Below are 22,300 nucleotides of genomic sequence, written 5' to 3' on the forward strand. Positions count from 1 at the left end.
GCTTGGGTCTTGGTCAGCGCACTGATGCATGGTCGACAAAGCCGACGGAATCCAGTCTTTGACTCAAGGCCGGAACGGGGTCGCGTCGATCTCCGCTCCAGGAGGCGATGGCTGAACGGGCCCGAGCCGCTTTGAACGCCCGCCGACGGAAGCAGCCCGTGCCACTTGAGCCATCGCCGATGGCCCCTAAGGCCCCTTGGACCGTAAGCTGTTACGAATCCCAGCGGCCCTACGGTGATTTCGGGCTCCGATCGTACTTGGCTTCGGCGAGCCTGCCGTCAGCTACGCCGATGCTCTCTGCCCGCTGGAGGATATGCCTGCGATGTGGGGTCAGTCGTGGCTCGCCTCGGACCGGAACGAATCCGAGACGGACCAGCGTTTCCTTGTGGAGCTCATCCGTCGATCGGATATTTCTGCGGGCCTTCAGCAGCGCAGCACGCATCGCGTTCGCGATCTCTTCCGGTGCGACCTCCTCGAGCTTGCGGCCGCGCTCACCGTCCTCCGCCGCCGACCGGCGGAACCCCCGCCACCTCACCGGATCCAACCGTGCAGGCCACACGAATGCGCCAAGGGGCGACTCGCGTACCACCAGGCTCGGGGGCAAGTACCGCAGCACGCTCTGCACCCGGGAAGAGTGACTCTTCCCGAAGTCGAACCGCTCGAGAATCAGCTTCACCAGCCGGTCTCGCTCGATCGGACCTTCGACCTCGACCACCTCCACGAATGCTGATCGCAGCAGCCGCCGTACCCCCGGATCCCGATCGACATCATTAAGATCCTGCTGTGATCCCAGGCGGGTCGGTTCGTAGGGCGTGAATCGCTGCGGCTCCGGTACCGCGCAGGCCGATCCGCTGTCTGCGCCAGGTGTCCCGCCGACCGGTTCGTGATCACCGTCCGCGATGTCTGGTGCCGCCTCGGCGACTGTCGCCAATGTTCGAACTGAGTCCGCAACGCCGACCGCGACACGCTCGTCGCCGTCCTCGTTCAGGATGCCGGTTTGCGGGGGAGACTGACCCGACTCAGCCGAAGCTGGTGCATCATCAGTCCGGGCAGGCAGCGCCGACGGTGGTGTTCTCGATACGGCCTCACTGCTGGCTTCCTCCTCAAGCGTTTGCTCCGGTGCGCCGGTAGCGGGTTCGCGTGCCCCAGCGATGGCCGCGTCGATCTCGACAAGCACACGGTCCCGATCGTTGATCCACTGAGGGAGCCATACGCGCACGACAGCAGGCCATTTCATGACGCTGCGCAGCAGTTCCGGAGCCGCATCGCGGTCAGCCACAGTCGGCCGGCGGCTCCACTCCGGGCTGTCCAGCAGCACGGCCGCCTGCCAAGAGCTACTGCCTGCATCACGCGCCGCCAGGTCGACCGTGAAGTGCGACAGCCCATATCGCGGGGCGACCTCGTAACCGCGCGAACGGAGACTGTTCGCGATCTCCTCGATCACTGGCTCCCGATGTGCCCGACGTTGAGGGAGCGGCTCACCGTCGGTTCGAGAGCCGTCGAATGCCATTTCGAGGTACTCGCGCAGGTGTCGCACACCGAGCGACTTCGTCCGGCTCAGGTCGAGATCAGCCGGGTCGAACGAGCTGAACAGGATGACCTGAGTGCGAGCCCGGGTGATGGCCACGTTGAGACGCCGTTGACCGCCCTCGCGCAGCAGCGGCCCGAAGTTCATGGGGAGCTTCCCAGTGGCGCGATCGACGGAGAAGGCCAGCGAGAACAGGACCACGTCCCGTTCGTCGCCCTGCACGTTCTCCAGGTTCTTCACGAACAGCGCCTCGTCGTCCTCGCGAGCCAGTGCCGCCTGCACGAGCGGGTCGTCGCTCTCCTCGAGCAGGTTCAACAGCAGGTCACGTTGCTGGATGTTGAACGTGACCACACCGATCGAGCGTTCCCGTGTATCCGAGTCCGCGAGGATCTTCCGAATTTCGGCGACGATCGCTGCCGCCTCGATCTCGTTGGTCCGACTCGCTCGTGTTCCCCGGTCAAACACTCCCGCCACACGCCGCGCGGAGACACCGCTGCGCGGTCCGCTCCCCGGGGACGGCAGACTGGCGAGCTGGTTCTCGTAGTAGTGCGTGTTGGAGAAAGCGATCAGTGACTCGTCCGAGCTGCGGTAATGCCAGGACAGCCACACCTGCGGCAGTCCGGACTCCACGCACTCGCTCAAGATGCTGTCCATGTCCTCGGGAACCGGCACGTCCTCGCCGGAGTTCTCCGCGGTGTCGTCGTCGCCGCGGTTGACTTCCATCACGCTGGTCGGTGGCATCTGTTTCGAGTCACCGACGACCACGACCGACCGGGCACGCCCCATCGCACCGACCGCTTCGGCCACGCGAATCTGCGACGCCTCGTCGAACACCACAAGGTCGAACTCCACCGAACCGGGTTCGAGGAAGTTCGCCACTGACGCGGGACTCATCAGGAAGCACGGCATCAATCCCGTGATCGTGCCCGAGTGGCGCGTCAGAAGCTCTCGGAACGACAACCCCCCTCGCTTTCGCTCGAGCTGCCGGACGAGCTCCCCGTCACGGCCCGACTTGTCCGTACTCACCCGTGGGCGCTGCTCGATCAGCTTGCCCGCTAACCACTCCGGCACGTTGGCTCGGAGCCTGCGCGTCGCCGTGAGGTACTCCTGCACCTCATGTGTGTGCGCAGGCCCGTCGAACAGGTCCAGGTTCGTGTCGGACAGACGTTCCGACAACGCTGCGGTGGCCACTCCCCGTTGGAACGCCTCCTCAGCCTCTCGGGCCTCGATGTCCGCGTCGAGCAATTGCCGCGCGAACGTCGACAACCCGGCCGCCTCCATGACGTCGAGCTGGATGAGCACCGCGCCCCACCGGTGCGGGCCGGTCAGACCTCGGGCGTGCACCTCTTCGGTCCACGCTGCGCCGTCACGCTCCCAAGCCGCCGTCCATGCCCGACCGTTCGTCCACCGGTCGAACTCCGTCCGGGTTGTCGCCAACAGTGCCAGCCACGTTCGCCATGCCTGGACGATCGCGTTCAGGTCGTTGACCGGTAGCCCCGCCGCCAACGCGGCGTAGACGCGAGCCAGGTCGGGTTGGTTCACCGAGAGGTTTCGCCACACAAGGGCGTAATGATGAGCGGTCTCGACGGTCCGGACGGCGTGGGCGTGGGCGGGTCGCCACTGCGGCGGCAGTTGCAGCCCCTTGACAGCCGCTGCCTGCTGCATCAGGTCGGTAGCGGCCGAGCAGACGGTCATGGCGTCCGTGAGCAGCTGGTACACCGTCTGCTCATCGATCCGAACGTCGCCGTGAGCGTAGGGCTGGAGGCGTTCGGCGACAGCGCGAAGCTTCTTCTTCCGACGCCACATCGACCGCCGCGCCGCGTCCGCCTCGGCATGCCAGCCGGCCAGTTCCGCGTGCTCGAACACCTCGGGACGCAACGCCGTGAGAATCTCCTGGTGCTGCTCACGGAACTGACCGAGCGCCTGGTGGAAGGCGGCAAATGCCGCGTCCCACCCGGACTGCAGTGTGGAGGTAGTGGCAGACTCGTCGACCCGGTAGCCGGTCGTGGCGATCCGGGCGGCTTCCAACGTCGCGCCGAGCTCTCCCGGACCCTGCAGCGCGGCAACGGCGGCTCGCAGCGGCTCGGGCAACCGCTGCCAGAGCGCACGGACCCGCTCCAGCTCGTCCACGGCGGCGCGGCACTGGTCGGACTCCAGGGATGTTGCCGACCGCAGGCCGCTGAGCCGCCACGGATGCTGCGGGCGCACCCGCGCCGATTCCAACACGGTCGGAAGCTCGCGCGCCGCGTTCGCGACCGCTTCGCGCTGCTCTTCGGGCAGCGAGAAGTACGAGGGCGCAACCTCGGCGGTCGGCCCGACGCCGTGGGCGAGCACCGCTTCGTAAGCTGACCAGGCGGAAAACCCCGCCGCGTTGGTCTCGTGGATGCGTTCTGGGTGGCGCCGCAACGTCTCCAACCGCTTGCGGTAAGCCGTCTCGGCAGCCGTCCACCCGTGCCGATCAGGCGTGACCTCGTGATGCAGAGCGTCCTTGAGCTGCTGGCGAATGTTGGGCAGAGACTGTTTCCTGCCGTGCAGGTCGAGGCAGAAATGGTCGAACCCGATCGCGCCAAGACGGCGTTTGACCACATCGAGCGCGGCTTGTTTCTCCGCGACGAACAGGACCTTCTTGCCGGAGGCGATGGTGTGGGCGATCAGGTTCGTGATCGTTTGCGACTTGCCGGTCCCCGGCGGGCCTTCGAGCACGAACGACCGGCCCTGTGCCGCCATGGCGACGGCCTTCATCTGCGAACCGTCGGCGGCGATCGGCAGGTGCAGCGCCGACTCGTCCACCTCGACGTAGCCGGTGTCCTGTGGATCCTCGAACCGGTCTCCGGCCTTGGTCACGAGATGTCGCACGACCGGGTTGCTCGTGACGGTCTCCCAGTGGTTGGTCAGATCGCGCCACATCTGAAACGTGGAGAACTGGAGCAACCGCAGGCTCGCACTCGACTCGATCCGGTAGTGCAAGTTGTTCTCGACGAGACTTTGCCTGATCTTGGCGAGAGTCCTGACGATGTCGATACCGGACTCGTCGGTGACCGGCTTGTCCAACTCCGGGATCCGCAGCCCGTGGTGCACCCGCAACCATTCGATCAGGCAGTAGTTCGGGGTGGCGATCTCGTCGCCGTCAGCGACGATCGAGTAAGCCTTGTGCCCGGAGCCGCCTTCCAGCCGCACCGGCAACAGGAACAACGGAGCCCGCGCCTCTCCCGTTCGGGAGGGGTGCACGAGTGCGCCCAGCGTCAGGTAGAGATAGTTCCCACCCGTTTCCTGCAACATCGTCCGTGCCTCACGCTGCAGCGTGCGCAGCCGGGTGACGTAGCGCTCCTCAGTGACGTTGCCGTAGACGCGGTGATCGGTGGTCAACTCGTCCGCGAGGACCGCGTCGTCCAGTTCCTGGGCGCGGTGGATCCCCGCGAGCTTGTGGACACCGCTGATCGTGTCCTGGGCCACGACGGTGATCGGTGTGTGCTCGTGGACGAGATCGTCGAGTTTCGGCAACGCCTCCGCCGGCGTGTGCAGATCCAGGCCCTTGCCCCGGGTCGGCAGTTTGAGAAGCGGGTTGCGCAGGCTCAGGTCAAGCAGGCTGTTGCGCCACTGCCCCACCCGGGCCGGTGCCCCGTCGTCAACGAGTTCGACCGCCGGCTCGTCGTCGGTGTTCGTATCGGTATCCAACGGCACGAATCCGGCCAGCTGGTGCGGCAGATTGATCCGCGGAGTCGTCTGGTCATCAATGTCCCCCGAACCCTGCGCCACCTCGCTCGGGCGGTCACCCGACGGCAGCGGTTTGATCCCGGAACGGTGCGCCAAGTGCACGTCCACCATCCCGCGCAACCCCGACGCACCGGCGTGCAAGTGTCCGAGCCCGACACTCACGGCGCGTTCGAAGTCCAGCGTGTTGCTTCCGCGCCCGACACCGGTCAGCTCCACCGGCACGACCATCCCGGACTGGACGAGGTTCGCCACGTGGTTCGTGTCCAGCGACACCGCCTCCGGCAGACGGCTGTGTTGCCGGAAGAAGCCCGCGAACGCGTGCTCTGGCGTGAAGAAGATCAGCGGATGCAGGCCCGCCGCCTCCAGGCACGCGGCATAGGTAACCGACAGGTCGATGCAGTTGCCGAGCCGCTCGGCGAGCACCCCCGCCGTCGTACGCACCTTCTGGCCCGTGTCCTCGAACGAAGCGGGCATCGTGACATAAGTGATCGACTCGGCTCGCAGTGCCTCGTAGATCGCTCCGGCGATCAGAACAACACGCTCGGAACCGGACTGGTACCCGTCAAGGCTGCCCGTTCCGGTCTGCCGCTCCAGCAGCTGCGCCGCTTGGCGCAGGACATGCGACACCGACGACGTGTTCGGCTGTACGAACGCCGCGATCAAGTCGTAGACGGCGGGCGCATTGAACCACTCGTTGTGCGCAAGGACCTCCGACGGCACCACGAGATTCGCCAGCGTGTCCGCACCGTGCGCGACCGTGACGCGGTACTGGACCGGGAACGCTTCGTCTGTGTGCGCGAACGTGGCGGTTTCGCACGTGAAGCCGGTGAAGGTATCGAACCGCAACTCTCGTCCACCGGCGACGCCGGGAACTCTTCGTACCCAAGGACCGGCCAGCAGTCCCTGCGGACCGGACAGTTCCACCGTCACCTCGAGGTCACGCAACTCATCGACGGTGAGGTTCTCCACCACAAGCCGGCGAACGAGCGGCACCCTGTTGTGCGCGAGCGCGTAGTTCAACGCGGGCGGTACCTGCACACCCAGCCGCAGCTGATCGTCGGAGTGTTCGGACTCGGAGAACAGCACGCGACTCAAATGAACCTCCCAGAACGGTCACAGACACACCAGTGCCCACGATCGACGCGACAGACGACGGCCCCGTTCCTGGTGTGGCCAACGCAGCCCACAGCAACGATCGACAGCGACCACCCTGAGTATCGTCACCGGCACCGGACGTGTAAGCAGCAGTTACCGACTCGTTGCATGACCGTGCGTCGGTCTTGTGCCGCACGAGCCTCCGGCTTCGGTACCACGGCGAAGGTCCGATCAATCCACGGTCAGTTGATCGACTCTACGACGCGGACCACAGGTTGCGACGATTGATAAACTGGAGACCGCGCTTTCTACCAGTGGGCCGGTTCCGGTCAACGGGCGACGACGCCACCAACACCGCACCCGGCAAGCCCACTACCAGCGACAATCCATCCGCGAACCATGATTCACACGAACTCCGGCTGCCGCACTAGAAGCAACCGATGCCACGAGCGAGCTCCAGTGAGGGGCCGGCCTGTTTTCGGACGGCTTGTTAGTGGGTTATTTTATGCCGCGTTCGCATGGTTGTAGTACTCGGCATGGGCTTCGTTCGGGGCCTTGTATCCGATAGCGGAATGGAGCCTGCGGTGATTGTATCGAAGCTCGATATAGGAAGCAATGTCAGCCTTGGCGTGGTCTTTGGTGAGGTAGGTAACTCGATGAACGCGTTCATTTTTCAGGGTGGCGAAGAAGGATTCGGCCATGGCGTTATCGAAGCATATCCCGGTGCGTCCGACGGATTGTCGGATGCCGAGCGAGCGTAGCGTCATCGCGAAGTCGGCGGACGTGTAGTTGCTGCCCCTGTCTGAATGGAAAATCGCGCGGGCGGGAAGGGTGTGGTTGCGGGCAGCCATGTGGATCGCCTTCTCGATAAGTGGTGTGCGGTAGTGGTCGTCGATGGCCCATCCGACGACGGCTTTCGAATAACAGTCGATGACCGTGGCCAGATACACCCATCCCTGTCCGGTCGGGATATAGGTGATGTCGCCAACCAATTTCTCGCCCGGCTCACGGGCGGTGAAGTCACGTTTGAGCAGGTCCGGCAGCACGTGCGTGCTCGCCTGGGTCAGGCTCGGGCGCCAGGGCCGAGGCTGGCAGGGGACGAGCTGCTGATCCCGCATGATGCTGCGCACGAGCTCCGGCGTGGCCGGCTCTCCGCAGCGGGCCAGCCACGCGTGGATGCGCCGGTGGCCGTAGGTGCCATCGGAGTCGTCGAAACACTTCTTGATCAACGTGCCCAGGTAGCGACGGCGCCGGTCGGTGTCCGACTCGGGTCGCGACAGCCAGTCGTAGAATCCAGATTTCGACACGTTGAGCCAGGCACACATGTTCTCCACGGTGTAGCTCTTCACGCCGTGTTCGTCCGTGGTGTCCTTCTCTGCAGCGATGAACGCGTACCGCTGGCTCACCGATACTCGCTGGCAAAGAAGGCGGCTGCTTTTCCCAGAAATTCCGTCTTCATGCGCAGCTGACGATTCTCTTCTTCCAGCTCACGCAGTCGCGCACGCTCGGACACGCTCAACGACGGCTCCGGAGCATCGTGCGCGGCCTCGTACGCGTTCACCCAGTTCCGCAGGGTCTGCTGATTCAACCCGAGCTCGCGAGCAACCTCGGCCACCGTACGACCGGTCTCGGTCACCATCTTCGCCGCTTCATCCCGAAACTCGGGAGAATACGACCGACGCTTCGTTCCAGACACAGACAACCTTCCCTCGAAGGAGCGATTTTAGTTGGCTGCCTGTCCGAAAACGCCACGGCCCTCTACAGTCGATCCACCAAGCCGGTGTTGCATCGGTTGAGTCCGGTGCCCTCTCCCAGACGCTTGATCCATCCCACTACGCCGAGGTTGTCTCTGTAAGCAAGGCCAACGGAAACCGCAGCAGCCTCATGTCAGCTCTTCCTCTGCGACAGTGCGGCATTACTCAGAGCCACGTAGTAGTCGACGCCGGTGCGTAGGACGTCGTCGTTGAAGTCGTACTCCCGGCTGTGCAGTGGCATCCCACCACGGGCCGGGTCGGTGCCGTTGCCGAGGAAGGCGAAGCAACCGGGCACTGTCGAGGCGAGAACGCCGAAGTCCTCGCTGGCCATCGACGGAGCGCAGCGTGCGTTCACGCGCTCGGCCCCGACGGCTCCGACGGCGGCATCGACGGCGACCGCGGTCGCCGCTGCGTCGTTGGTCGTCGGCGCGAATTCGTGGGTGTAGGTCACGATGCAACTCGCGCCGTGGGCGACAGCGATGTGCTCGCACAGTTCCCGCATCCGATGCTCCAACAGTGTCTGCACGTCCGGGTCGAAGACCCGTGTGTCGCCACGGAGGACCACCTCATCGGGGATCGCATTCCGGGCGCCATCGGTGGTGACCTCGGTGCACGAGACCACGGCCGAGGAGTACGGGTCCACGTTGCGTCCCACGATGGTTTGCAGCGCCAGGACGATCTCGGCGGAGACGACCAGCGGATCGATGACCATGTGGGGGCGGGCGGCGTGCCCGCCACGGCCGGTGATACGGATTTCGAAGTTGTCCTCACTGGCCATGATTCCGCCGTCACGAGTGTGCAGTTCACCGGCGGGCAGTCCGGGCATGTTGTGCAGACCGTAGACCGCCTCGACGGGGAACCGGTCGAACAGCTTGTCGTCGATCATCGCCTGCGCGCCGCGGCCGTGTTCCTCGGCGGGCTGGAAGAAGAAGTACACGGCACCGTCGACGTCCCCGTGCGCGGCCAGTTCAGCTGCCGCACCCAGCAGCATCGCCATGTGGCCGTCGTGGCCGCAGGCATGCATCACCCCTTCGTTGCGGGAGATGTGGGCGTGCCCACCGCGTTCCTGCAGCGGCAGGCCGTCCATGTCGGCACGGAAGCCGATCGCCCGATCGCTGCCGCCACCGCGTAGCGACCCCACGACGCCGGTGCCCCCGACGCCGATCTCGACTCGCAGACCCAGGGCGCGAAGGACATCGGCGACATAGGCGGCGGTCGCATGCTCCGCGAACCCGGTCTCGGGCCGCTGATGAAGGTCGTGACGCCACCGGCGAAGCGTCGTATCCAGATCCTCGATCATGCCGCGAGTCTGACCGAGCGGCAGGATCGTTGCTAGGCAGCAGGTGCGGAGCTCAGAACTGCCCGGCGCTGGCCAACGAACCCGCACTGGTTCGGCGAACCTCGCCTTGCCGAACGCCGGGAACGCCGAACCGACACACCGAATGCGTCAGGAGTTCTCAGAGCTCGCCGGAGTGGTCAGTCCTGATCGGCGAAAATGCCCTCTATGCTGCAGTCGAAGGTGCGGGCGAGCCGGAATGCGACCTGCAGGCTGGGGTCGTACTTGCCCTGCTCGATCGAGTTGATCGTCTGCCTGGATACGCCGAGTTCGTCGCCCAACCGTTGCTGGCTCCACCCTCGCTCGGCCCGCAGCACTCGAAGCCGATTGCGCATCAGAGGTACTTCTCGGAGCGTGCGCCGTGTGCGAGTGCCCAGCACACCGCCCCGGCGCCGACGATCATGTATCCGTCCGGCTGCGGAAGGTCCGCGATCGCCTGTATCAGCATGTAGGTGAAGGCGACCCCCATCAGGAGCCAAAAGGCGAGCCCCGAGCTTTCGACGTAGACGGTGCGCTCCACGCCTTCCTGACGCAGCACCGACCGGCCGATGACGGCGGCGACACTCAGGAAGCCAGCGATGGCGACGACGGCCAGGATCGCGCCGAGGAGGCGCGTAGGACCGGCGCCGAGCCACACCACCACCACCACACCTGCCGCCACAATCCCGCTCGTCCACACTGCGCTACCGGCCCACACGGTGATCGTTTCGACGCGTGTCAGGTTCGAGACGTTGGCATTCGACATACCCGAAAAAGTAAAGTCTACTTCCCATATTGTCAAACTCACTTTACAGTGCGAGTGATCAAGCGGTGCGCGCGCCGGTGCTCGGTAGACAAAGTTGCGCTGGGAGCGCAGCGAGTGCGGCGCATTGACGAGGGCGATACGTGGTGGTGGGTGATGCGCGACCCGGCTGGCAACGCGTTCTGCCTGATCGCTGCGCAAGGTGCCGATCGGTCGCTGTGATGGCGAGCCCTGCGTTCGCCGAGCGTGCTGTGCGGTCACTACGTGGGCGCTCGGGCGGTCAGCAGCTGGGCGCCCTCGTCGTCGGTGACGAAGACGTCGGTGAGTCCCGCCTCGCGTGCGAGAGAGACGAGCTGCTCGTCGTCGTAGAAGTGACCGTGGCCGGCGACCGGTTCTGGTGCGGCGGCCGTGCCGCGCAGCGACGGTCCGGTCGTGTATACCGCCAGGCGCCCGTCCGCTGCGAGCACACGCGCGCACTCACGCAGCACTCCAACCGGGTCGTCGAAGAAAAAGAACACCACTGACAACGCCGCTGCGGTGAACGCCCCGTCTTCGAACGGCAACCGGTCGGCCTGCCCTCCGACGACCTCGGCACCGTTGGCGCGATCACGGGCGAGCGCGACCATGTCGGAGCTGTGGTCGATGCCGGTGGCCTGGGCGCCGGCATCGAGCGCGTCCCGCAACAACTGTCCGCCTCCGCAGCCGACGTCCAACAGTCGATCACCCGCCCCAAGGTCCAGCGCCCCCAGGATCGCTCGGCGCGCGAAGTCGTGCGTCGTTTCAGCCCCATAGACCGCGATTGCCTGCCCACCCGAAGGGCAGCGTGCTACTCGATCGATCAGCCAGCTGTCGAACTCCTCGTCCGGTCGGCCACTGGCGAGCCACGCCTGCAAGTCCTCGTCACCAAGTCCGAAGGTGTCCAACAAACTCAGATTTGCGCCCATGGCGCGACCGTACACAGCGTCGAGGGGCGAGACATGTACGAGGAAGCACTGTCCATGGGGCCGGACGCGACAGACGCGGCCACTCGTGCGCTGGCGCCCGAGGTCGCGGCGAAGGGCCTGAAGTCGCGATGCGCCTCGATCATCTCGGCGGTGGGGTCGATGATCTCCTGATGCTCGCCGATGACGGGAGCAACAACAGCACCACCAACACCCAGCCGCTCATCTCTGCCCGTGCGAGATGGTTCTCGCCCTGCGATCCACCGAGTGATCCACCATGGACGGTGGTTCGCGATGGAAGGTCCAGTGCTCGGTGTGAGGCGAGCCAGCTCCAGCGTCTCCGGTGCGGTCACGTTCTACTCCAGGAACGACGGCCTACCGCCCAGGATCACACGTCGACCCGCGGCACATCGCCAGTTCCTTCCACTTCAAGGCGATCCGTGGAAACGCCCTCCCGCCGACGACCTTGCGTGCGAGGATGCCTCGGCACGCATCCCGACTCTCAGGAGGCCACCCCCATGCAGCCAGCACCACCGGCGACGTCGCTGGTACAGCGCCGCCCGGACGTCACCGCCTACGTCACCGTCGTGACAGGCGTGCTCCTGACGGCTGTTGTGGTGTTCGGCGCGGGATTGCTCACCGATCTTCCGAGCTGGGTCTTCGGCGGTGTCGGTGGCGGCAGCGCGGCGTACGCGATCGTGTGGCTGCGGACCCGCTCGCACGTCGTCGACCGTAGTGGGATTCGTCGCGGCCCTACGCGCGTCGAACTCGACCAGCTGACCGAGTTGACCGTCGCGAACCGCTCACTGCGCGTGCGGGCGGGCAAGCGAGTCCTCCGATTCAGCCTCGCCGAACTCCACGCCGACCCGGAGACCCTCGACGCGTTGCGTTGGGCGCTGGCGGACCGGCTCGACAACTCGTCGGTGCACTGCGACACGGCGGCGCGTGGACTGCTTACCGGCTCGGTGTCGACCGACGGACGCCCGACACTGCGCTGGATGTGGTGGGCGGGCGTGGCGTCGGCCGCTCTGAGCCTCGGCGCGAACGTAGCGGGCTTCGTCGATCCGGAGATGTATTCGATGCCGTCGGGCATCGTGGTCGTGACGATCGCGTTCGTGATCGTGTTCCTGCTCGGCTGGTCGGTCGCGTGGTTGTTCTTGCTGCGAGCGGCTGGACAAGGACGCGGCTGGGCGCGCAGCGTCGCCGTCGTGGCAGCGGCGCTCTGGATCCTGAGCAGCTTGTCCTCGTTCACCGGTCCGGACATGTTCGGAGGCGTCGCCGCAGACGTCCTCATGGGCTTGTGCGCGATCGCCGTCCTCGTCGTGCTGCTCCTACTCAACGCACCCGAAGCACAGGCGGCGCAACGGGAGCGGGAACGTTCTCCGGGACAGTGACCTACGGGCCGACGACCCCCGTGGGTGCGAGGGGTGTTGTCGGGCTGAGACGCCCATCCGACGAACTTCCGTCCAGTAACGCAGGATGGAGGGGACGGTCACCGACGAGGAGGCAACCCGTGGATCTCGACGACGCACGCGCGATCGTGCGTGAGCAGCCGCGCGCTGTGCTCGCGACGACCCGCAAGGACGGAAGCCCGCAGATGTCGCCGGTGCTCGTCGCGGTCGACGGGCAGGGGCGGCTGTTGGTCAGCACCCGTGAGACAGCGATGAAGGCTCGCAATCTCGAGCGTGATCCTCGGGCGTGGTTGTGCGTGCTGCCCGACGGATTCTTCGGGCGCTGGATCCAGGTCGAGGGCAGGGTCGAGGTCGTCACCTTGCCCGAGGCGATGGACCTGCTGGTGGACTACTACCGGCGGGTCAACGGTGAGCATCCCGACTGGGACGACTACCAGCGTTCGATGCGGGAGGAACGGCGGGTCGTGGTCCGGATCGAGCCGGCACGTGCGGGCCCGGACCGGTCGGGCTGACCCCGCGGAACCCATCGGAGCCGGTCGAACCTGGAACGCACGCGAATCGAGGCTGTGGCGCCACAGTGCGCCGAGGGTCTTTCCGCCGGTCTGGCGCAGACCGGCCACCAGCGCGTTCTCACCTCGTGACTGGCAAGGACAGCGTCGACGTGATGGAGAGGCGCGCTACCTGAGCTCGACGCTCCCGCAGCCGGCCGCGAGGTGAAGTTCCGCCACCCGACCACCCACACGCATCAACCCGCGCGCTCATGCGGCTTCCGTGCGTGTCGTGAAGTCTGCGCGTTCCAAGAGCCACGACACTGCCAGCCCTGCCAGCAGACCCCAGAACGCGGAACTGATGTTCGCCACCTGCACACCGGAGACCGTGACCACGAAGGTGATCAGCGCCCCCATCGTGAAGCGGCCGCTGAACGCGGTCACGAACGAGGTTTGCAGCACACGCAGCATCGCCAACCCACCGAGCGCGGCGATGAACGCGCCGGGCGCACCGAGCATCCACTGCGTGAACAACGGCGCGAACAGGCCGAACCCGATGGCGAACACCCCGCACGCGATTCCCGCGATGTAGTGGCGGGAACGCTCACCCGACGCCACGAGCAGCGCGTTGGTCGGCCCCGTCAAGCACGTCGACACCGCTCCCACGAAGGAGGCCAGCACCGACCACACCCCGCACGCGATGGCGGCCATGTTGACCGGCGCCCGGTGGCCTGCCGAGCGCAGCACGGCCACACCCTGGCCGTTCTGCACCACCAGGACGGTGATCGTCAGCGGGATCACCAGTTCGAGCATCGCCTGCCACGACCACTGAGGGGTGGTGAACACCGGCGCCGCGAGCCACTGGCTCACCGGTCCCGGCGCGAAGCGCCCGCTGACGGCAACCGCGAGTCCCCCGATGAGCAACGCGCCGATGATCGGCGGCAACCACCGGCCCAGCGCTGCCCGCCAACTCAACACCACGAACAGCCCGACCATGGGCCCGGCGATGGCGATGTCGGACGCGACGGCTCGGACGAGGTCGAGCCCGAAGCTCAGGAACACCCCGGCGACCATCCCCATGACGATCGGCATCGGGATCAGCTCCATGACCCGGCGGACCCACCCGGTCAGCCCGAGCACGAGGATCAGCACGCCGGTGGCGACGAACGCACCCACGACCTCGGGCCACGCGAGATGTGTCAGGGCGGGGCCGACCAGCACAGCCCCGGGAATCGTCCAGAAGAACCCGAGCGGCTGGCGGTAGGACCAACACGCAAGGATCGTGAGAATGCCGTTGAGGAAGAAGACGCCGAAGATCCACGACGCGAGCTGAGCGGAGGAGAGCCCGCCCTGCTGTCCCACGGCGAGGATGACCGCGACCGGCCCCGTCGCCGCGAAGATGAGCCCGACGAGACCGTTGGCGGCGTAGAGCGCGCCGAAATCGCGGGCGAGACGGCGCGGCCCCGGAAGAGGTCGTGTGGGCAGCTCGAAACCGCGACGCTCGACCGTCGTCGTCTCCGAGGTTTGCTCCCGCTCGGCCGTCTCGGTTGTCATCGGCACCTTTCGACACTGCGACGCCACGGTGGGGCCGCCCGATGCGCTTCCCGCGACAGAGCGGCTCGCCCGAACGGACCGTACTGTCCGTGCTGCTCAGGGGCCAATACGCGATGACGCCGCATCAAGAGACAACGCCTCTCAATGGGGTCCAGGGTGCGCAATGTCGCCCACCGCTGAGGGTGCGTGAGTCTTTGTGGTGCCTATAACCACCACAAAGGCTCACGCATCACGCCGCCGCTGGGCGTAACGACATCGCAACCACGGTTGGCAACTGATGACAACTCGTTGCCGCGAGCGGGCTCTCCTGGGTGAATACCGGGAACACGTATCGCGTCTGCCGCTCGACGACGAGCAGAACAGGGATCACCATGACCAGCAAGCCGTTCGCGCTCGCGGCCGCACTCAGTGCCCTTGCGCTGGTGCTGGCCGGATGCGGTCCCGCTGCCGACACTGCCGGTGAGGAGCGCGGCGGGACACTGCGCCTGGCTCTCAACCAGTCCGAGGACCACCCGTCCTACGTCGCGCTCGAGAACTTCAGCGACCGCGTCCGCGAACGCACCCAGGGCCGATGGAACATCGACGTCTACCCCAACGAGAACCTGGGCAACCAGCAGGAGTCGCTCCAACTCACCAGCGACGGCAGCGTCGACCTCGCGATCGTCTCCGGTACCCAGCTGGAGAACCTCAACCGCGACTTCGTGGTGTTCAACCTGCCGCACGTCTTCGAGTCCATCGAGCACCAGATGCGGGTCATCACCGACCCGAGCATCGTCGGTGACCTCTACTCCTCGCTGGAGGACAGAAACCTCACCGTGCTCGGCGGGTTCACCCAGGGCGCGCGCAACATCTACAGCTCACGCGGCCCGGTGACCAGCCCCGCCGACCTGGCAGGCCAGAAGATCCGGGTGCAGGAGAGCAAGGTGCACGCCGACATGCTCGACAGCATGGGCGGCGCTGCCACACCCATGGCCTACGGCGAGGTCTACACCGCTCTGCAGTCCGGTGTGCTCGAAGGGGCCGAGAACAACGAGGTCTCCTACGAGACCCAGAAACACTACGAAGTGGCTCCGCACTTCTCCCGTACCGAACATCTCATCGGGCTCGACTACCTGGTCGCGAACACCGATCGGCTGGACCGGCTGCCTCCCACCGACCGCGCGGTCTTCGACGAGGAATGGGCCGCGACGATGCGGGAATTCACCGATCTCTGGACCACAGCGACCGACGAGGCCATCAGCGAGTTGCGCAGTCAGGGCGTCCAGTTCCACCCGGTGGACGATGCGGCCTTCCGCGAAGCCCTCGCGCCGCTGACCGAGCAGGCGCTGCGCACCGCAGGCCCCACCGCCCGCACGGTGTACGAGAAAACACGGGCGGAAGCGCCGTGAGCCAGCGAGGGAAACGAATCCGAAAGGCCGGGAGATGCGGGCGTTGAAGAAGGCTTCCGACAGGGTCCTCGCCACCGCGTGCGTGGCCCTGTTCGCGATCCTGATCGTGACCGTGACCTGGCAGGTGTTCACCCGGCAGGTGCTCAACGAACCCAGCAGCTGGTCGGAAGAGCTGGCGAAGTACGTGTTCGTCTGGCTCGGGATGTTCGGCGCCGCACTCGTGTTCTCGGAACGCGGTCACATCGCCGTCGACGTCGTCGCCCGAAAACTCCCCGAACCGATCCAGCGTGTGGTCGCCGTCGGCGTCCAACTGATCGTTCTCGTCTTCGCCGGCCTCACGCTGGTGTGGGGTGGCCTGCGCCTCACTGCCGTCGGCTGGGGCCAGAGCCTGACGGCACTGCCCGGCCACCTCGGGCTCGTCTACCTGGTCATGCCGATCACCGGCGTGATCATCGCCTACTACGCCCTTTACCACGTCGCCTCGATCCTGCGCCGGGACGAAGTAGCGGTCGAAACCGACCACACGGCCGAGGAAGTCTAGGAGCAGTGATGGATCCAGCACTCCTCGCAGGGCTCGTCCTGCTCGTCGGCATCAGCAGTCTGATCCTGCTCAGCGTCCCGATCGCCGTCGCGATCGGCCTCTCCTGCACCGTCGCGGCCATCGCGGTGCTGGGAGCCGATCACGCCGTTCTCGTCGCCTCCCAACAGATCGTCTCCGGCACGAGTTCGTTCACGCTGCTGGCGATACCGTTCTTCGTGCTGGCCGGGGTGCTGATGAACAACGGCGGCATCGCCACGCGGCTCATCGACGCGGCGAAGGTACTCGTCGGGCGGATGCCCGCGTCGCTGGCGCAGACGAACGTGGTCGCCAACGCGATGTTCGGCTCGGTCAGCGGCGCTGCCGTGGCCTCGGCCGCGGCGGTAGGCAGCACGATGGGACCGCGGCAGAAGGAGGAGGGCTACGACCCCGCTTTCTCCACCGCGGTGAACGCGGCGTCCGCGCCGGCCGGGATGCTTCTGCCACCCAGCAACACGTTCATCGTCTACTCGCTCGTCAGTGGCAGCTCCGTGGCCGCACTCTTCGTCGCGGGATACGGGCCCGGCCTGCTGTGGGCGCTGGCCTGCATGCTCGTCGTCTTCCTCTACACGAGGAACCGGAGCGAGTTCGCGGGCTCCGGGGGCGTCACCTTTCGGCAAGCACTGCTGGTGCTTTTCCGGGCCGTGCCCGCGATGTTGATGATTCTCATCGTCATCGGCGGGATCCTGGCGGGCTTCTTCACCCCCACCGAGTCCGCGGCGATCGCGGTCCTCTACTGCTTGGCGCTCGGGTTCCTCTACCGGAATCTCACGATCTCCGCGCTGCCCGGCATCCTGCTGCAGGCGACGCGCACGACTGCGATCGTCATGCTCCTGGTCGGCGTCTCCTCGGCGATGTCCTGGGTGATGTCCTACACCGGCATTCCCGACGCGATCTCCACCGGGCTGTTGGGGATCACCGAGAGCCCCACAGCCATCCTGATCCTGATGATGATCACGTTGCTGGTCGTGGGCACGTTCATGGATCCCACGCCCGCGATCCTCATCTTCACGCCGATCTTCCTGCCGATCGTCGAGGAGTTCGGCATCGACCCGGTGCACTTCGGCACCATGATCGTGTTCAACCTGTGCTTGGGAACCATCACGCCGCCGGTGGGCAACGTGCTGTTCATCGCCGCCCGCGTCGGTGAACAGCGGATCGAACCCGTGATCCGGAGACTCGCCCCCTTCTTCGCGGCGCTGGCGGCGGTGCTGTTGGTGGTCGTCCTCGTTCCGGAGCTGTCCCTGTGGCTGCCGACGCAGCTCAACCTGCTCACGAGTGACTAGATTCCGTTGCACGAGCCGGCTTCCTCTCGTGCCTGCTTCGAGTCGCTGTCCTGCCGTGCCCCGGCGTCCGACTCGTCACCCGGCCTCGCGCGAATCGGTGCTTCCGCGTCCCTGTGCATCGGTAACCGCGTCGGTCTCGCCTTCGCCTGGGGCCGCCTCCGGGCCCGCGCGGTCACCATCGTCGTCACGTGATTCCGGCGCGGCGACGCTGTTCTCGGGCGCCGATTCGGACTGCTGGGCGCGCTGCCCGCGACGTTGTTGTTCGCGATAGCCGTAGGCGGCTTGGCGCACCGCCTCGTCGCTTTCCAAGCTGGACCCCAGGGCGCCCGCGACCACGCCCATGGTCGTGAACCCCCACGCCAGAGCGATGTAGGTCGACGGTGTCGCCGCTGTCGGGCCGACCGTGCTCGCGATCAGCGACATCGGCACGAGAAAAGCCGCGACGGCGAGGTTGATCACGAAGAGGCCGAGATACAGACACCCCACTCCCACGGTCAGAGTGGCCACAGTGGAGAGGTTGTACAGACGCGCCTGTTCCCGGTCGTTCGCCGTGCCGGCCGAGGGGCTCTCCCACAGATGGTGCGCGGCGATCAGCCAGCCCACCAGCACCCCGACCGAGAGCACCGCGGCGATCACTTCGCGCAGCGGGCTGAGCTCGTAGGCGATCTGCCAGATCGTGCTCGACGAGAGGCCGAACGCACTCGTGGCCACCGCAGCAACCAGGGCGCTGGACATGCCGAAGACCAGACCCCATGGACGGTTGGTGCGCACCATGCCCGTCAACAACCGTGCCCGCCCCCGTTTCCGGGTGGCCTCGTAGCGCACGTCGACCTCACCCTGGTCGGTGGAGGATTCGGTCCGCGTGATCGGCGCGAGTATCCGAGTCGGACGGCTCTGCAGCTGACGCCGGCTCTCGCCAGGGTCCTCTTCGGCCCGTTCGGCGGCGGTGAGCTCTTCGAGGACCTGCGTGCACAGCTGGCGCGCACGGCGCCGCGGTTGCAGTCCGCCGAGCGCAGGCAACGAGATCACGGCGACACGCTCGTCCCGGTGGACCTCGGCGAGCACCGGCCGCCGGTCCCGACGCAGCGGCAGGTCGGTGACGCACAGGGCGAAATCCCACCCGCGCCGTGCCCTCAGTGCCGACACCGTGTGCAGAATCTCGAGCACATCGTGCTGGCCCGCCGCGATCGGATCGACCTCGACCTCGAGGTCCCACTCGTGCTCGTCGCTGAGCACGTCGGGAAGTTTGTCGGCCAGCCATTCCGCGGTGGTCTGGGGAAAATCCGGGTCGGCGACGATCCCGACCCTGTACCGACTCGCCATAGCAGTCACTTCCTCCCCTGCGCACCTTGCTCACGGACGCGACCGTCGAAGCGTGCACATCGACGGTTCCGAGCCGCAGTATCCGCTGACGTCTCTGGGGCGTCGCGCGATCCGCGGCGCCGGTGTTCGATTCCGAAGCGACTTCGTCCAGTATTTCGAGCGTCTTCGGCATTCCCCGGAGACGCGCGCCGGGGAATGTACCGCACATCGCTGGTGCGGCAACGCCTCGGTCGTCGAGCGAGACACGGAGCCAGGACTCGGAATCGCATCGTGGAGTGTCGGACCGTCCACTTGCGGGTAACCGAGAACGGGCCCCGCAAACCGGGGTGCTCTCTGTGTGATGTCGACCCGACAAGGACTGTCCGATGCGCCGTTCCGAGGCTACAGAGGCCGTACTGGAGGCCAAGCAGGCCAAGAACCTGTCTTTCAGCGGTATCGCCGACGAGCTCGGCACCGACCGCGTATGGACCACTGCCGCGTTGCTGGGCCAACACCCCTTCGACGACGGCACCGCCACGCGCCTGCGCACTCTGCTGGATCTGCCCGAGGAAGCGGTCGCGGCCCTCAGCGAAATTCCCACGCGAGGCAGCCTCGACCGGCTTCCGCCGACCGATCCGACCTTGTACCGACTCTACGAAGTGTTGCAAGTGTACGGACCGGCGCTCAAGGAGCTGATCCACGAAGACTTCGGCGACGGCATCATGAGCGCCATCACCTTCCGCGCGGACGTGCAGCGCGTCGATGCCGAGGAGGGACCCCGTGTACAGATCACTCTCGACGGGAAGTTCCTGCCGTACAAGTGGTGAGTGGGTGGGGTTCCGCCGCCCCATGACCAACGCCGAACACTCCACGCGCCCTCGGTGAGGAACGGCTCGATGGTCGAGGTTTTGACGTTCGGTCACGGCACCGCCACACAGGAGGAAATGATCCGTCTGCTGCACGATGCGGAGGTAGCCGAGGTGGTTGATGTGCGTTCCGCCCCCGGCAGCCGCCGCAATCCACACGTGGCCAAAGCCGCGCTCGAAGAGTGGCTTCCCGCGCACGACGTCGGCTACCGCTGGGAGCCGCGTCTGGGCGGGTTTCGCAAGCTGCCGCCGGACTCGCCGGACCGGTTGTGGCGCAACGACTCGTTCCGGGCGTATGCCGCGCACATGCGGACACCTGATTTCGTCGACGCCGCGCGGGAACTCGTCGAGGACTCCGCTACTCACCGCGTCACGATCATGTGCAGTGAAACCGTGTGGTGGCGCTGTCACCGACGCATGATCGCCGACTTTCTCCACGTCGCACACGACGTCCTGGTACGCCACCTGATGCACGACGGAACGATGCCCGAACACGAGCCACTCAGCGGCGTCCGGACCCGCGCCGACGGCCTGCTCGTCTACGACTGACCCGGTCGGGTTTGACGATCTCCGCGTCGAGGTAGCCCGTGCCCACCGGAAGTCCGCAGGAGCACGACACACGGAGGAAGCTCATGCCGCCCGACGACCGACGTTCCGAACACGAGGCACCCGGTCCAGATCCCATCGTCACCCCTGGCCTGGACCCCGGCGGCGGCGTGCCTCCGGGTGAAACCCCGCCTGCCGAGGGAGGACTGTCCGGTGTCTCGCATCAGGAAAGTGGACCGACCCGCGGCTTGCACGTGGTCACCACCGTGTTCGTGTTCGTGGTCGCGGTGGCCGTCGCCGGTTTCATCGCCGGACACGTCTTCGGGCTCCTCTGAGTTCCCGCTGGGTTTCAGCCGCCTCCGGAACGGGTACTGAGCAATTCGGGAGGACGCGAGGAGGTGCTGTGCAACGAACGCGAGTGGTGATCGTCGGAGGTGGGTTTGCCGGATACCACACGGCGAAGCACCTCGCCACTTACACGGATCCGAACGAGACCGAGATCGTGCTGATCAACCCGACGGACTACTTTCTGTATCTCCCGCTGCTGCCTGAGGTCGCGTCCGGAATCCTGGACCCGCGTGCGATCTCCGTCCCGCTGCCCGGAGCGATCCCCGGCGTGCGATTCGTGCTCGGTGAGGTGACCGGAGTCGATCCGCACCGCCGGGAACTGGCCTACACCGACCCCGAGGACAACCCGGGGTCGATGTCGTTCGATCGCATCGTCCTGGCCGCAGGCAGCGTGAACAAGCTGTTGCCCATTCCCGGGGTCGCCACGCACGGTAAGGGATTCCGGGGCGTACCGGAAGCGCTGTACTTCCGAGACCACGTCACCCGGCAGATCGAACTGGCAGCGGCCAGCAACGATCAGCAGGAGCGCGACGCTCGCTGCACGTTCGTCGTGGTCGGTGCGGGCTACACTGGAACGGAGGTCGCCGCTCAGGGCCCCGAGTTCACCGCGAAGCTCGCCCAGCGCCACCCGGAACTCGACGGCCAGCGGATCCGCTGGTTGCTCCTGGACGTCGCCGAGCGGGTGTTGCCGACACTCGACCGGCGACTGTCCCGCACGGCGGACAGCGTCCTGCGGGAGCGTGGTGTCGAGGTTCTCACCGAAACCTCCATCGGCGAGGCGTCGGAGTCGGGAGTCACGTTCCAGGACAGCGGGTCATTCGTCCCCACCCGATCGTTGATCTGGTGCGTGGGTGTGCGCCCGGACCCACTCGTGCAAGGGTTCGGGCTCGCGACCCAGCAGGGCAGGCTGGTGGTGACCGACGAGCTCTCGGTACCCGACCATCCGCACGTGTTCGCGTGCGGCGACGCGGCAGCGGTACCGGACCCCACACGCCCGGGCGAGTTGACGCCGATGACCGCCCAGCACGCGGTGCGACAGGGCACGCTCGCCGCTCGCAACGTCGCCGCGTCGCTCGGGAGGACCACGCCGTCCCGGTACCGCCATCGCGATCTCGGCTTCGTCGTGGACCTCGGCTCCGGCAAGGCGGCGGCGAACCCGCTGCACATTCCGATGTCGGGATTCCTCGCCAAGGTCGTGACGCGCGGCTATCACCTGATGGCCATGCCCGGCAACAGAGTCCGCGTCGCCCTGGACTGGCTGCTCGACGCGACGAGCGAACGTCAGCTGGTGCAACTCGGGATGGTCCGGTCCGGTACCGTGCCGCTGGACACCGAATCACCCGAGCTGCCGAAGCTACGTCCGTACCGGCACCAACAGCAGGTCGAAACCGGGGGCTGAGAACTCCCTGCAGAAGGTTTCTCG

19 protein-coding genes are annotated in these 22,300 nt (G+C 66.3%); 11 read left to right on the forward strand and 8 right to left on the reverse strand.

Going from position 1 to position 22,300, the window contains the following annotated elements:
* Positions 1–229: 229 nt before the first annotated feature.
* The 5 genes from GIY23_RS13600 to GIY23_RS23045 form a co-directional block, all read right to left on the reverse strand.
* Positions 230–6,328 carry a DUF4011 domain-containing protein gene (locus tag GIY23_RS13600; protein WP_228717731.1) on the reverse strand — a complete coding sequence of 2,033 codons (6,099 nt, stop codon included), beginning with the start codon at positions 6,326–6,328 and terminating at the stop codon, positions 230–232.
* A 512-nt stretch (positions 6,329–6,840) separates the two neighbouring features.
* Positions 6,841–7,976 (reverse strand): IS3 family transposase gene (locus GIY23_RS13605; protein WP_154075325.1). Its coding sequence is split into 2 segments (ribosomal slippage): positions 6,841–7,778 and positions 7,778–7,976, totalling 1,137 coding nucleotides; the frame shifts between segments, so codons are not numbered across the junction.
* Positions 7,977–8,224: 248 nt separating this feature from the next.
* Positions 8,225–9,391, reverse strand: a complete 1,167-nt coding sequence (locus GIY23_RS13610) for an amidohydrolase (RefSeq protein WP_154077002.1) — start codon at positions 9,389–9,391, stop codon at positions 8,225–8,227.
* Between the two features lie 176 nt (positions 9,392–9,567).
* A complete protein-coding gene (locus tag GIY23_RS13615; RefSeq protein WP_154077003.1) occupies positions 9,568–9,762 on the reverse strand; it encodes a helix-turn-helix transcriptional regulator in 195 nt (64 codons plus the stop codon).
* Positions 9,762–10,172 carry a hypothetical protein gene (locus tag GIY23_RS23045; protein ID WP_228717280.1) on the reverse strand — a complete coding sequence of 137 codons (411 nt, stop codon included), beginning with the start codon at positions 10,170–10,172 and terminating at the stop codon, positions 9,762–9,764. The genes GIY23_RS13615 and GIY23_RS23045 overlap by 1 nt, the downstream gene beginning before the upstream one ends.
* A gap of 114 nt (positions 10,173–10,286) precedes the next feature.
* Between GIY23_RS23045 and GIY23_RS23240 the strand changes: the two genes are divergently transcribed.
* Positions 10,287–10,391, forward strand: a complete 105-nt coding sequence (locus GIY23_RS23240) for a VOC family protein (RefSeq protein WP_267313224.1) — start codon at positions 10,287–10,289, stop codon at positions 10,389–10,391.
* A 38-nt stretch (positions 10,392–10,429) separates the two neighbouring features.
* On the opposite strand, the gene GIY23_RS13625 is transcribed toward GIY23_RS23240, so the two are convergent.
* Positions 10,430–11,113 carry a class I SAM-dependent methyltransferase gene (locus GIY23_RS13625; RefSeq protein WP_154077005.1) on the reverse strand — a complete coding sequence of 228 codons (684 nt, stop codon included), beginning with the start codon at positions 11,111–11,113 and terminating at the stop codon, positions 10,430–10,432.
* A 33-nt stretch (positions 11,114–11,146) separates the two neighbouring features.
* Here GIY23_RS13625 and GIY23_RS13630 point away from each other — a divergent pair, with 33 nt between their 5' ends.
* The 3 genes from GIY23_RS13630 to GIY23_RS13640 all read left to right on the forward strand — a co-directional run bounded on the left by GIY23_RS13630 (position 11,147) and on the right by GIY23_RS13640 (position 13,034).
* The gene (locus tag GIY23_RS13630; RefSeq protein WP_154077006.1) at positions 11,147–11,284 is read left to right on the forward strand and encodes a hypothetical protein; all 138 of its coding nucleotides are present in this window, start codon (positions 11,147–11,149) and stop codon (positions 11,282–11,284) included.
* A gap of 344 nt (positions 11,285–11,628) precedes the next feature.
* Positions 11,629–12,504 (forward strand): hypothetical protein, encoded by an 876-nt coding sequence (locus tag GIY23_RS13635; RefSeq protein WP_154077007.1) that lies wholly within the window; start codon positions 11,629–11,631, stop codon positions 12,502–12,504.
* A 119-nt stretch (positions 12,505–12,623) separates the two neighbouring features.
* A complete protein-coding gene (locus GIY23_RS13640; protein WP_154077008.1) occupies positions 12,624–13,034 on the forward strand; it encodes a PPOX class F420-dependent oxidoreductase in 411 nt (136 codons plus the stop codon).
* 246 nt (positions 13,035–13,280) lie between these two features.
* Here the strand turns inward: GIY23_RS13640 and GIY23_RS13645 are convergent, their stop codons facing one another.
* Complete coding sequence (locus GIY23_RS13645; protein ID WP_154077009.1) at positions 13,281–14,564, reverse strand: benzoate/H(+) symporter BenE family transporter; 1,284 nt, start codon at positions 14,562–14,564, stop codon at positions 13,281–13,283.
* A gap of 371 nt (positions 14,565–14,935) precedes the next feature.
* Between GIY23_RS13645 and GIY23_RS13650 the strand changes: the two genes are divergently transcribed.
* Genes GIY23_RS13650 through GIY23_RS13660 form a run of 3 tightly spaced genes read left to right on the forward strand, consistent with a single transcriptional unit; the run spans position 14,936 to position 17,815 of the window.
* On the forward strand, positions 14,936–15,952 hold the full coding sequence (locus GIY23_RS13650; RefSeq protein ID WP_154077010.1) for a TRAP transporter substrate-binding protein: 1,017 nt from the start codon (positions 14,936–14,938) through the stop codon (positions 15,950–15,952).
* A gap of 43 nt (positions 15,953–15,995) precedes the next feature.
* A complete protein-coding gene (locus GIY23_RS13655; protein WP_222850153.1) occupies positions 15,996–16,493 on the forward strand; it encodes a TRAP transporter small permease in 498 nt (165 codons plus the stop codon).
* 8 nt (positions 16,494–16,501) lie between these two features.
* A complete protein-coding gene (locus GIY23_RS13660; RefSeq protein WP_154077012.1) occupies positions 16,502–17,815 on the forward strand; it encodes a TRAP transporter large permease in 1,314 nt (437 codons plus the stop codon).
* 75 nt (positions 17,816–17,890) lie between these two features.
* Here the strand turns inward: GIY23_RS13660 and GIY23_RS13665 are convergent, their stop codons facing one another.
* On the reverse strand, positions 17,891–19,138 hold the full coding sequence (locus tag GIY23_RS13665; protein WP_187351878.1) for a hypothetical protein: 1,248 nt from the start codon (positions 19,136–19,138) through the stop codon (positions 17,891–17,893).
* A 365-nt stretch (positions 19,139–19,503) separates the two neighbouring features.
* On the opposite strand from GIY23_RS13665, the gene cynS reads away from it, so the two are divergent.
* The 4 genes from cynS (at position 19,504) to GIY23_RS13685 (ending at position 22,276) form a co-directional block, all read left to right on the forward strand.
* Positions 19,504–19,944: a cyanase gene (gene cynS, locus GIY23_RS13670; protein ID WP_154077013.1), complete on the forward strand. Its 441-nt coding sequence runs from the start codon at positions 19,504–19,506 to the stop codon at positions 19,942–19,944.
* A 69-nt stretch (positions 19,945–20,013) separates the two neighbouring features.
* On the forward strand, positions 20,014–20,532 hold the full coding sequence (locus GIY23_RS13675; protein ID WP_154077014.1) for a DUF488 domain-containing protein: 519 nt from the start codon (positions 20,014–20,016) through the stop codon (positions 20,530–20,532).
* A gap of 83 nt (positions 20,533–20,615) precedes the next feature.
* On the forward strand, positions 20,616–20,864 hold the full coding sequence (locus tag GIY23_RS13680; RefSeq protein WP_154077015.1) for a DUF6480 family protein: 249 nt from the start codon (positions 20,616–20,618) through the stop codon (positions 20,862–20,864).
* Between the two features lie 68 nt (positions 20,865–20,932).
* Positions 20,933–22,276 carry an NAD(P)/FAD-dependent oxidoreductase gene (locus GIY23_RS13685; RefSeq protein WP_154077016.1) on the forward strand — a complete coding sequence of 448 codons (1,344 nt, stop codon included), beginning with the start codon at positions 20,933–20,935 and terminating at the stop codon, positions 22,274–22,276.
* Positions 22,277–22,300: the final 24 nt, after the last annotated feature.

Source organism: Allosaccharopolyspora coralli, from assembly GCF_009664835.1.
Classification (GTDB): domain Bacteria; phylum Actinomycetota; class Actinomycetes; order Mycobacteriales; family Pseudonocardiaceae; genus Allosaccharopolyspora; species Allosaccharopolyspora coralli.

Excerpts from the sequence above, each read along its gene's own strand:
- GIY23_RS13610 (WP_154077002.1), bottom strand. The coding sequence starts at position 9,391 with ATGATCGAGGATCTGGATACGACGCTTCGCCGGTGGCGTCACGACCTT.
- GIY23_RS13615 (WP_154077003.1), bottom strand. The coding sequence starts at position 9,762 with ATGCGCAATCGGCTTCGAGTGCTGCGGGCCGAGCGAGGGTGGAGCCAG.
- GIY23_RS23045 (WP_228717280.1), bottom strand. The coding sequence starts at position 10,172 with ATGTCGAATGCCAACGTCTCGAACCTGACACGCGTCGAAACGATCACC.
- GIY23_RS13625 (WP_154077005.1), bottom strand. The coding sequence starts at position 11,113 with ATGGGCGCAAATCTGAGTTTGTTGGACACCTTCGGACTTGGTGACGAG.
- GIY23_RS13630 (WP_154077006.1), top strand. The coding sequence starts at position 11,147 with ATGTACGAGGAAGCACTGTCCATGGGGCCGGACGCGACAGACGCGGCC.
- GIY23_RS13635 (WP_154077007.1), top strand. The coding sequence starts at position 11,629 with ATGCAGCCAGCACCACCGGCGACGTCGCTGGTACAGCGCCGCCCGGAC.
- GIY23_RS13645 (WP_154077009.1), bottom strand. The coding sequence starts at position 14,564 with ATGACAACCGAGACGGCCGAGCGGGAGCAAACCTCGGAGACGACGACG.
- GIY23_RS13650 (WP_154077010.1), top strand. The coding sequence starts at position 14,936 with ATGACCAGCAAGCCGTTCGCGCTCGCGGCCGCACTCAGTGCCCTTGCG.
- GIY23_RS13660 (WP_154077012.1), top strand. The coding sequence starts at position 16,502 with ATGGATCCAGCACTCCTCGCAGGGCTCGTCCTGCTCGTCGGCATCAGC.
- GIY23_RS13665 (WP_187351878.1), bottom strand. The coding sequence starts at position 19,138 with ATGGCGAGTCGGTACAGGGTCGGGATCGTCGCCGACCCGGATTTTCCC.
- cynS (WP_154077013.1), top strand. The coding sequence starts at position 19,504 with ATGCGCCGTTCCGAGGCTACAGAGGCCGTACTGGAGGCCAAGCAGGCC.
- GIY23_RS13675 (WP_154077014.1), top strand. The coding sequence starts at position 20,014 with ATGGTCGAGGTTTTGACGTTCGGTCACGGCACCGCCACACAGGAGGAA.
- GIY23_RS13680 (WP_154077015.1), top strand. The coding sequence starts at position 20,616 with ATGCCGCCCGACGACCGACGTTCCGAACACGAGGCACCCGGTCCAGAT.